The organism is Kitasatospora setae KM-6054 (assembly GCF_000269985.1).
GTDB lineage: Bacteria > Actinomycetota > Actinomycetes > Streptomycetales > Streptomycetaceae > Kitasatospora > Kitasatospora setae.
In genome coordinates this window covers 761049-775235 of record NC_016109.1, presented here as the reverse complement: position 1 = coordinate 775235, position 14187 = coordinate 761049, and the positions used below count along the sequence as shown (strand labels likewise).

Here is a 14187-nt window from a genome sequence, read left to right as displayed (position 1 = left end):
GTCCGGTGCGGGCGGCTGACAGGGTCGGCGTCGTGGACGACATGGGGATCAAGGGGTTCGACCGGGTGCCGCTGGTCGGCCTCGACGCGGTGCGGCGCGCGCACGGGGAAAGGCTGGCGGAGTTGGCGGGGCGGCGGCTGACCGGGTTCGCGGTGGTGCGGTTCGCCGAGGACGGCGACTGGTACGCGGACTGCCCGGTGGTGCTGGAGTTCGACGGTCGCCGGGTCGAGCTGTGCCACTGGCAGCTGGACGGGCTCTCGATCGACTGGGACGCGATCGACACCGCGGCGCCCATCACGGGCTGGGAGTGGGCGGAGTTCATCCCCGAGTGGTCGCGCCGGCACGACCTGCTGGACGACCTGCGCGGCCGCGAACTGCGCGAAGCCGCCCTGCTGGAGTGGCGCCCGTCCGATCGCCGGGACGTGGCGGCGGGCACCGTCGCGGTCGAGTTCGCCTTCGCCGACGGCGAGCGGCTGCGGATCGTCAACGGCCTCGACGAGAACCGGCTCGAACGCGGCCCGGCCCACCCCGAGTACGTCCGCCACCGGCTCTGAGCCCGACCGCCCCGCCGCTTGCCAGGAGGGCAGACGGGGCGGCAGGCGGGACGGAAGCGCTCAGCCGGTGCCCTCCGACGGTTCCAGCCCCGGCCCCGGTTCCAGGTCCAGCTCCCAGCGGACCTCGCCGTCGTGCCAGCGGTCGGTACGGGTGAGCCCGGCCGCGGCGGCGACGGCGGCGGACGCCGCGTGGTCGGGGTGGACGTGGGCGACGACCGTCCGGACCGGTCGCTGTCGGAGCCAGCCGACCAGGCCGAGGGCCGCCTCGCGGGCGATGCCGCGCCGCTGCCAGGGGGAGCCCAGCACCCAGGCGATCTCCGCGCTCGCCCCGGTCCGGCCGCCGGCGGTGACCGTGGCCTGGACGGTGCCGACCAGGCGGCCACCGTTCCCGTCGCCGTCATCGCCGCCGTCATCGCCGTCGCTGTCGCGCAGCAGGACCGCCCAGTTGCACCAGGTTTCGGCGGGGTCGGGCGAGCCGGCCGCCCAGCGCGCGTACCGGGCGCGCAGCGTGTCGGCGTCGTCCGGGGCGCCGCCGATGAAGGCGTGCAGGGCGGGGTCGGACAGTGCGGCGGCCAACTCGTCCGCGTGCTCGGCCCGCAGCGGCAGCAGGGTCAGCCGCTCGGTGCGGACGGTTTCGGGAGCGAACGCGGCCGCGCCGCCGTCTTCGGGTCGGAACATCGGACAAGTATGCCGGGCACGACGCCACCCAAGGACCCGGGCCCGCACCCTCCCCGCCGTCCCACGCCGTCCCTCGCCGTCCCGCATTGCGGCCTGCCCGGCCCGAGTGGACGCTGGACGCAGCGGGTGGGTCGCCCGCCCGCGTGAGCCGAGGAGGCCACCGGTGAGGTTCATCCAGATCATCGAGTACCGGACCGGGCGGATCGAGGAGTTCGACGAGCTGCTGGAGGAGTGGGCCGCCAAGAACGAGGGCCACCGCCTCGCCGTGCGCGCCCTGCAGACCAAGGACCGGGACGGCACCGACACCTACCTGAACATCGTGGAGTTCCCCTCGTACGAGGTGGCGATGGAGAACTCGCAGCGCCCCGAGACCACCGAGTTCGCGGCCCGCGCCGCCGCGCTGTGCGACGGGCCGCCGACGTTCCGCAACCTGGACGTGATCAGCGACCGCACCCTGCTCGACTGAACCCGGCCCGACTGGCCCCGGCCCGGCGGGCCCCCGCCCGACCGCTGGAACCCGAGGACGTCCGGCCCGGCGGGCGGGGCTTCCGTCCGCCCCCGGTCGCCGCCGTCCGGATGTCGGAGGGGGTCTGGTCAAGGCCGTCCGGGGTGCGCAGCATGGGTACCCGTCGGTACCGCCCGGTCCAGGAGGCCACCTTGTCGCACGATCCGCTCCCGCTCAGCCACGCCTCCGGCCCGTCCGGCACGCCGCTGCTGGACGACACCGTCGGTGCCGCCCTCGACCGCGCGGTGCGGTCCTTTCCCGAGCGGGAGGCGGTGGTCGAGCACGCCACCGGCCGGCGCTGGACGTACGCCCGGCTCGCCGCCGACGTGGACGCGGTGGCGCTCGGTCTGCGCGCCCGTGGGGTCGGGAAGGGCGACCGGGTCGGCATCTGGGCGCCGAACCGCGCCGAGTGGACGCTCGTCCAGTACGCCACCGCCCGGCTCGGCGCGATCCTGGTGACGATCAATCCGGCTTACCGCGCCCACGAGTTGGAGTACGTGCTGAACCAGGCGGGGGTGCGGCTGCTGGTCGCCGCCGAGCGGTTCAAGACCTCCGACTACGCGGCGATGATCGCCGAAGTGCGGCCGCGCTGCCCCGAGTTGGCGGACGTCGTGCTGCTGGACGGCCCGGACTGGCCCGCGCTGCTGGCGGCGGGGGAGGCCGCAGGCGCGGCGGGGGACGGTGGGCAGGCCGAACTCGCGCAGATCGAGCGGGGGTTGAGCGCCGACGACCCGATCAACATCCAGTACACCTCGGGCACCACCGGCTTCCCGAAGGGCGCCACCCTCTCGCACCGCAACATCCTGAACAACGGCTACTTCGTCGGCGAGCTGTGCAACTACACCGAGCGGGACCGCATCTGCATACCGGTGCCGTTCTACCACTGCTTCGGCATGGTGATGGGCAACCTCGCGGCCGTCTCGCACGGCGCCTGCACGGTCATCCCGGCCCCCGCCTTCGACGCCGCGACCACCCTGGCCGCAGTGGCCGCCGAGCGCTGCACCTCGCTGTACGGGGTGCCGACCATGTTCATCGCCGAGCTGGCCGACCCGGGCTTCGACGGGTACGACCTGTCCAGCCTGCGCACCGGCATCATGGCGGGCGCGCCGTGCCCGACCGAGGTGATGAAGGGCGTGATGGAGCGGATGGGCATGACGGAGGTCTCGATCTGCTACGGCATGACCGAGACCTCCCCGGTCTCCACCCAGACCCGGGCCGATGACTCGGTCGAGCGCCGGGTCTCCACCGTCGGCCGGGTCGGGCCGCACCTGGAGGTCAAGGTGGTCGACCCCGAGACCGGGCACACCGTGCCGCGCGGCGAGCCCGGCGAACTGTGCACCCGCGGCTACTCGGTGATGCTCGGCTACTGGGCCGAGCCCGTGAAGACCGCCGAGGCCGTCGACCCGGACGGCTGGATGCACACCGGCGACCTGGCGGTGATGGACGCGGACGGCTACCTCTCGATCACCGGCCGGATCAAGGACATGGTGATCCGCGGCGGCGAGAACGTGTACCCGCGCGAGGTCGAGGAGTTCCTGTACGCGCACCCGGACGTGCTCGACGTCCAGGTGATCGGGGTGCCCGACGCCAAGTACGGCGAGGAGCTGATGGCCTGGGTGCGGATGCGCGAGGGCGCGCGGCCGCTCACGGCCGAGGCGGTGCGCGCATTCTGCACCGGGCGGCTCGCCCACTTCAAGATCCCGCGCTACGTGCACGTGGTCGACGAGTTCCCGATGACGGTCACCGGCAAGGTCCGCAAGGTCGAGATGCGCGAGCGCGCGGCGGCCATCTTGGCCGGCTGAGCCGTCCTCGAAGCGCCGCCGACCTGCTGTTCCGCCGAGGCCGGACCCCGAACGGGGTCCGGCCTCGACGCGTGTCGGTGCGGACCGACTCTGCCGCAGGTCTTGACGCCCCTCTTTTCTCAGACGTTAAATCTCGCCGTGAAGTAAGCGGTCGGGGTCTGCGGCTGACGTGCGGTCAGCACGCACCCCGGGCCCGGCCGCCGTCCCCGGATCCCACCAGACGGGTGTGCACCCCCATGAACCGAGCTCCCCGGTCCCGCCGCTACGGCCTCGCGGCGGCTGCCGCGACCGCCCTCGTCGCGGCCCTCGTCACCCCCACCACCCAGGCCGCCGCCGCCCCCGTGCCGCCCGGCGGCGGCAGCCTCGGCGAGAACGTCGTCGTGCTCGACCCCGGCATGCCCAAGGCCCAGGTCCAGGACCGCCTGAACGCCCTCGCCCAGGCCCAGGCCGGCAACGAGTTCGGCCCCCAGCGCTACGCGATCCTGTTCAAGCCCGGCACCTACGGCACCGCCGCCGACCCGCTGGTCTTCCCGGTCGGCTTCTACGAGAGCGTGGCCGGCCTCGGCCGCAACCCCGGCGACGTGGTCATCAACGGCTCCGTCAACGTGTACAACCAGTGCGTCGGCGGCGACCAGTCGCAGTGCTACGCCACCACCAACTTCTGGCGCTCGCTGAGCAACCTCACCGTCAACGTCGCCGGCCAGAGCGGCTGTTACGGCGGCACCGACTTCTGGGCGGTCTCCCAGGCCGCACCGCTGCGCCGGGTCCGGATGAACGGCAACGTGACGCTGATGGACTACTGCACCGGCTCGCCCGCCTGGGCCAGCGGCGGCTTCATCGCCGACTCCGAGTTCACCGGCGGCACCGTGATCAACGGCTCCCAGCAGCAGTTCTTCACCCGCACCAGCACCCTGGACGGCTGGACCAACGGCGTCTGGAACCAGGTCTTCTGCGGAACCGAGGGCGCCCCCGCCCAGTCCTTCTCCACCGACCCGGCCGCCTCCCCCTACACCACCCTCGACAGCTGCCCGGTCACCCGCGAAGCCCCCTACCTCTACCTGGACGAGCACGGCGAGTACCGGGTCTTCGTGCCCGCCGCGCAGCGCGACTCCCGTGGCACCACCTGGAAGAACGGCCCCACCCCCGGCAACTCCCGCTCCCTGGACGACTTCTACCTGGTCCGCCCCGGCGCCACCGTCCAGCAGATCAACGCCGCCCTCCGGGCCGGCCGCGACCTGCTGCTCACCCCCGGCGTCTACCGGCTGCCCGAGGCGATCAAGGTCACCCGACCCGGCACCCAGGTCGTCGGCCTCGGCTTCGCCACCCTCGTCCCGACCGACGGCAACGCCGCGATCAAGGTCGACGACGTGGACGGCGTCAACGTCTCCGGCCTGATCATCGACGCCGGGGAGCAGAGGTCCCAGGTCCTGATGCAGGTCGGCAGCCGCGGCAGCAAGGCCGCGCACCGCGACGACCCGATCGCGCTCTCCGACGTGTTCTTCCGGGTCGGCGGCGCGCTGAACGGATCCGCGACCACCGCCCTGGAGATCAACAGCGACGACACCCTGATCGACGACGCCTGGATCTGGCGCGCCGACCACGGCACCGGCGGCGGCAACTGGACCAGCGCCCGCAGCGACACCGGCCTGGTCGTCAACGGCGACCGGGTCACCGCGACCGGCCTCGCCGTCGAGCACTTCCAGAAGACCGAGGTGCAGTGGAACGGCGAGCAGGGCCGGGTGGTCTTCTTCCAGAACGAGAACCCCTACGACGTGCCCAACCAGGCCGCGTGGATGGCGAGCAAGCAGCAGAAGGGCTACCCGGCGTTCGCCGTCGGCCCGAAGGTGAAGACCTTCGAGGGCTGGGGCATGGGCAGCTACTCCTACTTCAACCAGGGCGTCGACATCCGCAACTCGATGGCCTTCCAGGCCCCCGCGACCCCCGGCGTCAAGTTCCACGACCTGCTGACCGTCTTCCTGAACGGTTCCGGCGGCATCGACTCGGTGATCAACGGCACCGGCCGCGCGGTCGACCCGAGCTTCGGCGGGCCCAGCAACGTCGTCTCCTACCCGTGACACGTCATCGATGACGGGTCATCCGTGACGCGACATCTGTGATGGGACATCCGTGACGCGACATCCGTGATGGGACATCTGTGACGCGACACCCATGACGCGTCATCGGTGATGCCTCATCGATACCGGTGACGTGTCACCCAAATACGTGGCGTGTCACCGAAACCCGTGACGTGTCACCGAGCCGCCGAACCACCGAGCCCGGCCCGCCGCGCCCTCCGGCCCGAGGACGTGGCGGGCCGCACCACGCGGACCCCCGCCCCCGACCTGGGGGCCCGCGCCCCGCACCGCCACCCCACCCCCACCCCCACCCCACCCCCACCCCACCCCCACCCCCCACCCCCACTCGTAGCGGAGTCCCCCATGACCGAGCTCAGCCGCCGCAACGCCCTGCTCCTCGCCGCCCTCACCGCCGGCGCCACCGGCCTCCCCCTGTCCGGCCCCGCCCCTGCCCAAGCCGCCGCCCAAGCCGCCGCCCAAGCCGCGGCTCAAGGCGCTGCCCAAGGCGCCGGAGCCCCCAGCGGGTTGGCCTGGGACGCGGACTGGGCCGCCGCCGCGTACGCCGCCGATCCGGCGGCCGCCAGTGCCTCCGGGGCCGAGGGCGGGCCGTTCGGGGCGGGGGCGGCGTTCGACGGCAACGCCGGCTCGCGGTTCTCCAGCAACTTCGCCGACGACGCCTGGATCCGGATCGACCTGGGCAGCGTGATCCGGGTCAGCCAGGTGGTGCTGGTCTGGGAGGCCGCCTACGGCCTCAGGTACGTGGTCGAGGTCTCCCGGGACGGCGCCGCCTGGCAGTCGGTCTACACCGAGAACGCCGGGACCGGCGGCACCACCACCATCCACACCCACCCGCAGCCGGCCCTCGCCCGCTACGTCCGGATGCGCGGCCTGCAGCGCGCCACCCCGTACGGGTACTCGCTGTACGCGTTCCAGGTCTACGGCGGCGCGCCCGCTCCCGCCGCCACGAGCACCGCCGACCTGGCGCTGAACCACCCCGGTGACAGCAACTACTACCAGGACGCCGGCCACACCCCGCTGCACGCCTTCGACGGCGGCGTCCCCGCCGGGCTGACCGGTGACGCCACCCGCTGGGCCAGTGACTGGAACGACCACCGGTGGATCTCCGTCGACCTCGGCGCCCCCGCCCGGATCACCGCCTTCGACCTGCACTGGGAGTCCGCCTACGCGGTCGACTACCAGCTCCAGGTGTCCGACGACAACCAGAACTGGCGCACCGTCCACCAGCCGACCGCCGCCCAGGTCGCCGCCCGCGACGCCGACATCGGCACCCCCGGCAGCTCGGCCGGCCTGCACGACGCGGTCACGCTGCCCGCCGCCGTCACCGGCCGCTACGTCCGGATGCTCGGCCTGCGCCGCCGCCGGTTCTACAGCCCCGCCCCCTACACCGCCCAATTCGGCTACTCGCTCTACGCGTTCCAGGTCTGGGGCACCGGCGGCAGCGCCGCCGCCGAGTACCCGGCGCTGCCCGTCGACGGCACCGGCGCCTACCGCACCGTGTTCTTCGACGACTTCGCCGGCACCGCCCTGGACCGGAGCAAGTGGCGGGTGGTGGTCACCGGTTCCACCATGGGCTCGGTCAACGGCGAGTCGCAGGCGTACGTCGACGACCCCAGCACGCTGCGGATCTCCGACAGCCAACTCCTCATCACCCCCCGCCACCTGCCCGGCGGCTACACCGCCCCCGGCGGCGGCAGGTACGCGTTCACCTCCGCCCGGATCGACACCAGCGCCGCCGTCCGCTTCACCCACGGCCGGGTCAGCGCGCGGATGAAGCTGCCCGTCGGGCTCGGCCTGTGGCCCGCGTTCTGGCTGCTCGGCGCGAACGTCGACGACCCGGACGTCTCCTGGCCGGACTGCGGCGAGATCGACGTCATGGAGAACATCGGCTACCCGGACTGGACCAGCAGCTCCCTGCACGGCCCCGGCTACTCCGCCGACGGCAACATCGGCGGCCTGCGGCACTTCCCGGCGGGCCAGGACGTCACCGGCTGGCACGTGTACGCCGTCGAGTGGACGCCCGCCGGCATGCGGTTCAGCCTCGACGGCACCGCGTACCTGGAAGTTCCCCGACAGAAGACCCTCGCCACCCGCGGTGCCTGGGTGTTCGACCGCGACCAGTACGTGATCCTCAACTTCGCCCTCGGCGGCGCCTACCCGGCCGGCTGGAACAAGGTCACCACCCCGTACTGGGGCCTGCCGCAGGCCACCGTCGACCAGGTCGCGGCCGGCGCCGCGACCCTCGCCGTCGACTGGGTCCGGGTCGAACAGCGGGCCTGACCGTTCACCCTCCCGAATGGCGTCATTCTCAGCAAATAGTCAGGAATGCCGCCGTTCGGCCCAATACGCCGATCGACCGTCTGACGGATGGTCAGGTAGAAGTGCCTTCGCGGGAAGGCGTCTTGACCATTCGTCAGAGGAGTCCCCGACGTGTCCCGTCCCCAGCCCACCCCGTCCACCCAGCCCACCCCGTCCACCCAGCTCGCCCAGGCCGCCCGCCCTGCCCGTCTCACCCGCCCCACCCGGCGCGCACTGACCGCCACCGCCGCGTTCGTCGCCGCCGCGAGCGCGCTGGCCGTCCCCGCCGCGCACTCGGCCGGCGGCCGGGCCGCCACCGCGCACACCCGGGTCACCGCCGCGCACACCATCACCGAGAACCGGCTGCCGTTCACCACCCGCTTCCAGGGCGACTTCCACGGCGGCATCACCCACATCGGCAACACCCTGATGACCTGCGACGAGACCGAGCCGCCGGTCGACCCCGCCCAGGCCCCCTGCGAACAGGCCCGCAACGGCGACGGGCCGCGCCCGATCAACAACAACTTCCCGATGAAGTACATCAACATCGACGGCCCCGGCCACGTCGGCCCGCTCGGCGACGCCATCTACTCCTCCAGCTCCGCGGACCTCCTGATCCCCGAGGGCGCCACCGTCAAGTACGCCCGCCTCTACTGGGGCGGCACCCGCGGCATCGGCGACACCGTGCTGCCGGAGAGCCAGGTCGACGAGATCTACTTCAAGTTCCCCGGCGACGCCCAGTACACCAACATCGCCAACCAGCAGCCCTCCATCGGCTACATCACCACCGACGACGAGAGCAGCTACCAGGCCTCCGCCGACATCACCGACCAGGTCCGCGGCCACGGCTCCGGCACCTACGAGGCCGCCGACATGGACTCCGTCGTCAAGCCGCACAGCTGGGGCGGCTGGACGGTCGTCGTCGCCTACGAACGCGACTGCGAACCGCTGCGCCACCTCCACCTCTGGGACGGCTTCCAGCCCGAACTCCCCAACAGCCCCGCCCTCACCGGCACCCTGACCGGCCTCAAGACCCCCGCGACCGGTCCCGTCACCGGCCACCTCGGCTGGGTCGTCTACGACGGCGACCACAAGTGGACCGGCGACACGATGGACCTCAAGAGCACCAACGGCCCGCTCACCCGCTTCAGCGACGCCCTGCACCCCGCCAACGACGCCTTCACCTCCAACCTCGACAACGCCGACCCCGCCCAGCGCTTCCCGCGCAACCCCGCCTACCCCAACACCTTCGGCTACGACGCCAACCGCTGGGACGTCTCCCCGTACCTGCGCAACGGCGACACCGACATCAGCGTCACCGTCAACACCGAGGGCGACGGCTACAACCTCGGCGTCTTCTACGCGGACATCGACATCGACCCGGCCACCCTCCGCGGCGCCAAGTCCCAACCGCGCTCGGCCTGGACCGGACAGCAGTAGCGGCCGGCGGCCGTCGGGCCGCGCTCCCCGCCCTGGCGGCCGGGCGGGGAGCGCGGTGCCGGGTCACCGGACGGGGATGTCGACCTTGAGGACGAAGGCGTGCGGCGCGGGGTCGGCCGGGGCCTCGTAGGTCAGGGTGGCGGTGACCGTGCCGCCGTGCGGGGCGGTGGGGCTGATCCGGACGGCGAAGCCCCGGTTGAGCCAGGCCCAGGTGTTGCCGACGCCGTCCGGGCAGACCGCGGTCGTCGCGTCGTCCGAGTACGCGCACGGGGACGAGTCCGGCGCGGAGCTCAAGAAGGTCGAGCCGGGCGGCAGTTGGGCGACCAGGCGGCCGCGCCACGGGTAGTCGGTGGACGGGCCGAGGTTGCGCTCCTCCACCTCGAAGTCGGCCGGGTCGCCGGGCGCGGTGGGCAGCGGGGGCCGGGCCAGCGCGAGGTACGCGCCGGTGACCGGGGCGGAGATCTCCGAGGTCCAGGTGGCGAGGTTGTCGGCCGGGTTCTGCTCGCCGTCCCAGCTGACCTCTGCGGTTCCGCCGGGGTAGCTCCTGGGGCCGGGCAGGGTGCTGACGGTGCGCGAGCGCAGTTTGAGATAGCTGCACTGGTTCGGCCGGAGACCCTGGGCGACCGGGAGCCGGATCCAGTTCCAGCCGCCGCCGGTGGCCTCGACGGAGTCGGAGGAGAGCTGCATCCCCTCGTCCGGCGGCCCGTTGACCACCAGGGTGGCCGGGGTCTGCGGGGTCTCGGTGCCGTGGTTGCAGACCACGACGGTGAACGGCACGGTGGCGCCGGGCGGCGCGGCCGGGTCGGGGGCGGCGACGGTCACCGCCAGGTCGCGGGCGTAGGGCGGGGCGGACCGCTGGGACGGTGCGGCCAGGGCGGTGGTGGGGACGAGGGCGGCCGTCAGGGCGGCGGCCAGGATGCTGGGGATCCGCATGGGGACTCCATCGGGACGGGCGCGGGCGCTGCGGTTCGGCGCCCGCGTTCGTCCACGAAGCTAGCCCGCCCGGCCCGTTCCGCCCGGCCGACGCGACCGGGCCTTCATCCTCCCGGCGGGGCGCGCCCGCGACGACGGTGACCGGGCCGGGGCTCCGGGGCGGTCCGGTCAGCGGAGGCTCGGGAGCAGGCCGCGGGCGGCGAGGAGGGGGAGCAGGCCCTCGCCGACGCGGTACGCCTCTTCGAGGTGGGGGACGCCGGAGAGGACGAACTCGTCCACGCCCAGCCGGTGGTACTCCTCGATCCGGTCGGCGACCTCGGCGTGGCTGCCGACCAGCGCGGTGCCCGCGCCGCCGCGGACCAGGCCGAAGCCGGCCCACAGGTTCGGGTACACCTCCAGGCGGTCGGCCGATCCGCCGTGCAGCTCCCGCATCCGCCGCTGCCCCTCCGACTCGCTGCGGGCCAGGGCGAGTTGGGTCTCCCTGATCCGCTCGGCGCCCATGCCGGCCAGCAGCCGATCGGCCTCCGCCCAGGCCTGGGCGGAGGTGTCCCGGGTGATGGTGTGCAGGCGGACGCCGAACCGCGGCCGGCGTCCGTGCGCGGCGGCCAGCTCCCGGATCCGGCCGACCTTCGCGGCCACCAGCGGCGGCGGTTCGCCCCAGGTCAGGTACACGTCCGCGTGCCGGGCGGCGACCCGTTCCGCCGCCGCCGACGAGCCGCCGAAGTACACCGGGGGCACCGGAGCGGGCAGCCGGGTCAGCTCGGCGCCCTCCACCCGCAGGTGCCGGCCCGCGTGGTCGACCCGTTCGCCGCGCCACAGCCGTCCGGTCACCGAGAGGAACTCCCCGGCCCGCGCGTACCGTTCGTCCTTGTCGAGGAAGTCGCCGTACGCGCGCTGCTCGCGGGACTCGCCGCCGGTCACCACGTTCAGCGCCAGCCGGCCGCCGGACAGGTTCTGGTAGGTGGTCGCCATCTGGGCGGCCAGGGTCGGGGAGAGCAGGCCCGGCCGGAACGCCACCAGGAAGGACAGCCGCTCGGTCCGGGCGGCGAGCATCGCGGTGGTCAGCCAGGCGTCCTCGCACCACGGGCCGGTCGGGGTCAACACCCCGGCGAAGCCCAGCAGTTCGGCCGCCCGGGCGATCTGCCCCAGGTAGCCGAGGGACGGCGGCCGGTCGCCGCCGGACGCCCCCGGCACCGAGCCGTGGCCCCCGCCGACCACCTCGCGGCTGTCGCCGGTGGTCGGCAGGAACCAGTGCACGGTCAGCCCCACGGGCCCTCCCCGGCGCCCGGCGCGAACCCGCCGAACCCGCCGTCGTGGTGCAGCAGCGGCTCCCCGCCCCGGACGTCCGCCGCGAGCACCTCGCCCACCACCAGCAGGTGGTCACCGACCGGGTGCAGCCCCACCCGGCGGGCCGTCAGCCGGGCGGTGGCGCCCTCCAGCAGCGGAGTGCCGTGCGGGCCCTCCTGCCACGGCACCCCGGCGAACCGGTCGGTGCCGCTGCGGGCGAACGCCCGCGCCAACTCCTCCTGGCCGCGGTGCAGCACGTGCACGGTGAACACGTCGGCCGCCCGCACGGCCGGGGCCGTGGACGCCCCCGAGGCGAGGTAGAAGGAGACCAGCGCGGGCTCCAGGCTGACCGAGGTGAACGAGGTCGCGGTGAACCCGGCCGGTCCGGGCACGGTGATCACCACCACCCCGGACGCGTGCCGGCGCAGCGTGCGGCGCAGCAGTTCGGCGGGTGTCGCGGTCGGCGGGCGTTCGTCGAGGGTGGTCACGGAGGGGTCCTTTCGAAGGGGGCGGGCGAGGGGCGTCGGGGTGGGCGGTCAGCCGCCGGAGCCGGAGCCGGAGCCGGAGCCAGGGCCGGAGTCGGAGCCGGAGTCGAGCGGGACGAGCAGGGGCGGGGGCGGGACCGGCCGGCGGTCGAGGCCGGCCCGGAGACGCTCCAGCCACAGCACGGTGCGGGCCGCGACGCTGCGGTGCGCGGCGTCGTTGAACGCGTCGTGGCGCCCGTCCGCCACCGCGACCGCCTCCACCGACGGCAGCCGCCCGGCCAGCGCGCGCAGCGCCCCGACCGGGGCGACCGGGTCGGCCAGCCCGTGGAACGCCAGGACCGGAACCGCCGGACGGGCCGCAGCCGCCGCCCCCGCCAGCGCCGCGGGCACCGGGTCGAACAGGGCACCGGGCCGGAACCCGGGATCCGTCGCCAGCAGGCCCCGGTGGACGGGGCACGCCGTACGCGCGGACAACTCGTCCGCGACCGGCTCGTCCGCGACCGGCTCGTCCGCGACCGGCTCGTCCGCGACCGGCTCGTCCGCGACCGGCTCGTCCGCGACCGGCTCGGGCCGGTCGCCGTCCGGCAGGCCGGCCAGCAGCAGGCCGTCCGGTCCGAGTTCCCCGGCCAGGGCGAGGGCCAGCAGCGCACCGGTGTCCGAACCCGCCAGCACCACCGGCCCGCCGTCCGGCTGCCCGGACCGCGCCCGGGCGAACAGGGCGGACAGGGCGGTGGGGGCGGTGGAGTGGTCGGCGGGGACGAGGAGGCGGTAGCCGTCGAAGGCCAGTCGGCGGCCGAACCGGGCGTACAGGCCGGGGTGTTCGCCCCGGCCGGGCAGCAGCAGCACGGTGCCGCGGACGGCGACGCCGGGCGCCGGGTCCCAGCGGGCGTCCGCCCCGGCGTCCGGGGTGGTCGCGGTCGCCGGAACGGCCGCGGTCGTGGTCGCGGTCGCGGTCACCGGACACCGGCGGCGGCCGGGACGGCGGTGGCGGCGGCCGCGTCGCGGTGGGCGACCTCCTGGCGGACCAGCGGCAGCAGCTCGCGGCCGTAGTCGAGGGCGTCGTCCAGCGGGTCGTAGCCGCGGATCAGCAGCGTGGTCACGCCGATCTCGACGTAGTCCAGCAGGGCGCGCGCGACCGTCTCCGGCGAGCCCACCAGGGCGGTGGAGTTGCCGCCGGCGCCGGTGGCCTTCGCGGTGGCCGTCCACAGCGCCCGGTCGTGCAGGTCGCCCTTGGCGGCGGCGGCGAGCAGCCGCTGCGAGCCGACGTTCTGCGGCGTCGCGTCGGCGCCGTTCAGGGCCGTGCCCCGGCGCCAGCCGGGCGTGCTGCCGCGCTGCTCGATGGTGCCGAGGATGCCGCGGGCCCGCTCCCAGGCCGCCTCGTCGGTGCGGCCCAGGATCGGGCGGAACGAGACGCTGATGCCCGGCAGGTCGGTGCGCCCGGCGGCCTCGGCGGCGGCCCGGACCCGGGCGATCTGCTCGGCGGTCTCGGCCAGCGGCTCGCCCCACAGCGCGAAGGTGTCGGCGTGCTTGCCGCCGACCCGGTAGGCGGCCTCGGAGGAGCCGCCGAAGTACAGCGGGATCCGCGGCTCCTGCACCGGCCGCACGTCGGAGCGGAAGTCGGCCAGCCGGTAGTAGGGGCCGTCGTGGTCGAACGGGGCGTCCTCCGTCCAGGCCTTCTTCACCACCGTCAGGTAGTCGTCGGTGCGGGCGTAGCGCTCGTCCTTGGTCAGGTAGTCGCCGTCGCGGCGCTGCTCGGCGTCGTTGCCGCCGGTGATGACGTGCACCGCGACCCGGCCGCCGGAGAACTGGTCGAGGGTGGCGAAGGTGCGGGCCGCGACGGTCGGCGCGAGGAAGCCGGGGCGGTGCGCGACCAGCAGGCCCAGGCGCTCGGTGTGGGCGGCGGCGAACGCCGCGACCTGGTTCGGGTCGGGGCTGCCGGAGGACTGGGCGATCAGGATCCGGTCGAAGCCGGCCTCCTCGTGCGCCTGGGCGAAGCGGCGGGTGTAGCCGGGGTCGACCACCGGGCCGGTGGCCGGGCGGGTCTCGGAGACGTCGTGGGTGGAGATCATGCCGACGAACTCGACGGGCATGGCGGTGGTCCTTTCGGAAGGA

General features: G+C 74.2%; 12 protein-coding genes. 6 read left to right on the top strand and 6 right to left on the bottom strand.

The window, feature by feature from the left end; genetic code table 11:
• Positions 1 to 41: 41 nt before the first annotated feature.
• A complete protein-coding gene (locus KSE_RS03335) occupies positions 42 to 554 on the top strand; it encodes a hypothetical protein (protein ID WP_033258819.1) in 513 nt (170 codons plus the stop codon).
• A 60-nt stretch (positions 555 to 614) separates the two neighbouring features.
• Here the strand turns inward: KSE_RS03335 and KSE_RS03330 are convergent, their stop codons facing one another.
• On the bottom strand, positions 615 to 1232 hold the full coding sequence (locus tag KSE_RS03330) for a GNAT family N-acetyltransferase (protein ID WP_014133854.1): 618 nt from the start codon (positions 1230 to 1232) through the stop codon (positions 615 to 617).
• Positions 1233 to 1395: 163 nt separating this feature from the next.
• On the opposite strand from KSE_RS03330, the gene KSE_RS03325 reads away from it, so the two are divergent.
• From KSE_RS03325 to KSE_RS03305, 5 genes are all read left to right on the top strand, one after another.
• Positions 1396 to 1698 carry a hypothetical protein gene (locus tag KSE_RS03325; protein ID WP_014133853.1) on the top strand — a complete coding sequence of 101 codons (303 nt, stop codon included), beginning with the start codon at positions 1396 to 1398 and terminating at the stop codon, positions 1696 to 1698.
• A 152-nt stretch (positions 1699 to 1850) separates the two neighbouring features.
• Positions 1851 to 3539, top strand: a complete 1689-nt coding sequence (locus KSE_RS03320; RefSeq protein WP_014133852.1) for an AMP-binding protein — start codon at positions 1851 to 1853, stop codon at positions 3537 to 3539.
• A 236-nt stretch (positions 3540 to 3775) separates the two neighbouring features.
• The gene (locus KSE_RS03315; protein ID WP_014133851.1) at positions 3776 to 5614 is read left to right on the top strand and encodes a pectate lyase family protein; all 1839 of its coding nucleotides are present in this window, start codon (positions 3776 to 3778) and stop codon (positions 5612 to 5614) included.
• Between the two features lie 363 nt (positions 5615 to 5977).
• Positions 5978 to 7912 (top strand): discoidin domain-containing protein, encoded by a 1935-nt coding sequence (locus KSE_RS03310; protein ID WP_014133850.1) that lies wholly within the window; start codon positions 5978 to 5980, stop codon positions 7910 to 7912.
• A gap of 150 nt (positions 7913 to 8062) precedes the next feature.
• The gene (locus KSE_RS03305) at positions 8063 to 9370 is read left to right on the top strand and encodes a hypothetical protein (protein ID WP_014133849.1); all 1308 of its coding nucleotides are present in this window, start codon (positions 8063 to 8065) and stop codon (positions 9368 to 9370) included.
• Between the two features lie 63 nt (positions 9371 to 9433).
• Here the strand turns inward: KSE_RS03305 and KSE_RS03300 are convergent, their stop codons facing one another.
• The 5 genes from KSE_RS03300 to KSE_RS03280 all read right to left on the bottom strand — a co-directional run bounded on the left by KSE_RS03300 (position 9434) and on the right by KSE_RS03280 (position 14165).
• A complete protein-coding gene (locus KSE_RS03300; RefSeq protein ID WP_014133848.1) occupies positions 9434 to 10303 on the bottom strand; it encodes a hypothetical protein in 870 nt (289 codons plus the stop codon).
• A gap of 168 nt (positions 10304 to 10471) precedes the next feature.
• The gene (locus KSE_RS03295) at positions 10472 to 11572 is read right to left on the bottom strand and encodes an LLM class flavin-dependent oxidoreductase (protein WP_014133847.1); all 1101 of its coding nucleotides are present in this window, start codon (positions 11570 to 11572) and stop codon (positions 10472 to 10474) included.
• On the bottom strand, positions 11563 to 12078 hold the full coding sequence (locus KSE_RS03290; RefSeq protein ID WP_014133846.1) for a flavin reductase family protein: 516 nt from the start codon (positions 12076 to 12078) through the stop codon (positions 11563 to 11565). Before KSE_RS03290 ends, KSE_RS03295 begins: the two co-directional genes overlap by 10 nt.
• Positions 12079 to 12126: 48 nt before the next feature.
• Complete coding sequence (locus KSE_RS03285) at positions 12127 to 13032, bottom strand: alpha/beta fold hydrolase (RefSeq protein WP_014133845.1); 906 nt, start codon at positions 13030 to 13032, stop codon at positions 12127 to 12129.
• A complete protein-coding gene (locus tag KSE_RS03280) occupies positions 13029 to 14165 on the bottom strand; it encodes an LLM class flavin-dependent oxidoreductase (protein WP_014133844.1) in 1137 nt (378 codons plus the stop codon). The genes KSE_RS03285 and KSE_RS03280 overlap by 4 nt, the downstream gene beginning before the upstream one ends.
• Between the last annotated feature and the right edge of the window lie 22 nt (positions 14166 to 14187).

Coding starts and splice junctions, on each gene's coding strand:
- KSE_RS03335 (WP_033258819.1), top strand. CDS start 42: ATGGGGATCAAGGGGTTCGACCGGGTGCCGCTGGTCGGCCTCGACGCG.
- KSE_RS03330 (WP_014133854.1), bottom strand. CDS start 1,232: ATGTTCCGACCCGAAGACGGCGGCGCGGCCGCGTTCGCTCCCGAAACC.
- KSE_RS03320 (WP_014133852.1), top strand. CDS start 1,851: ATGGGTACCCGTCGGTACCGCCCGGTCCAGGAGGCCACCTTGTCGCAC.
- KSE_RS03315 (WP_014133851.1), top strand. CDS start 3,776: ATGAACCGAGCTCCCCGGTCCCGCCGCTACGGCCTCGCGGCGGCTGCC.
- KSE_RS03310 (WP_014133850.1), top strand. CDS start 5,978: ATGACCGAGCTCAGCCGCCGCAACGCCCTGCTCCTCGCCGCCCTCACC.
- KSE_RS03300 (WP_014133848.1), bottom strand. CDS start 10,303: ATGCGGATCCCCAGCATCCTGGCCGCCGCCCTGACGGCCGCCCTCGTC.
- KSE_RS03280 (WP_014133844.1), bottom strand. CDS start 14,165: ATGCCCGTCGAGTTCGTCGGCATGATCTCCACCCACGACGTCTCCGAG.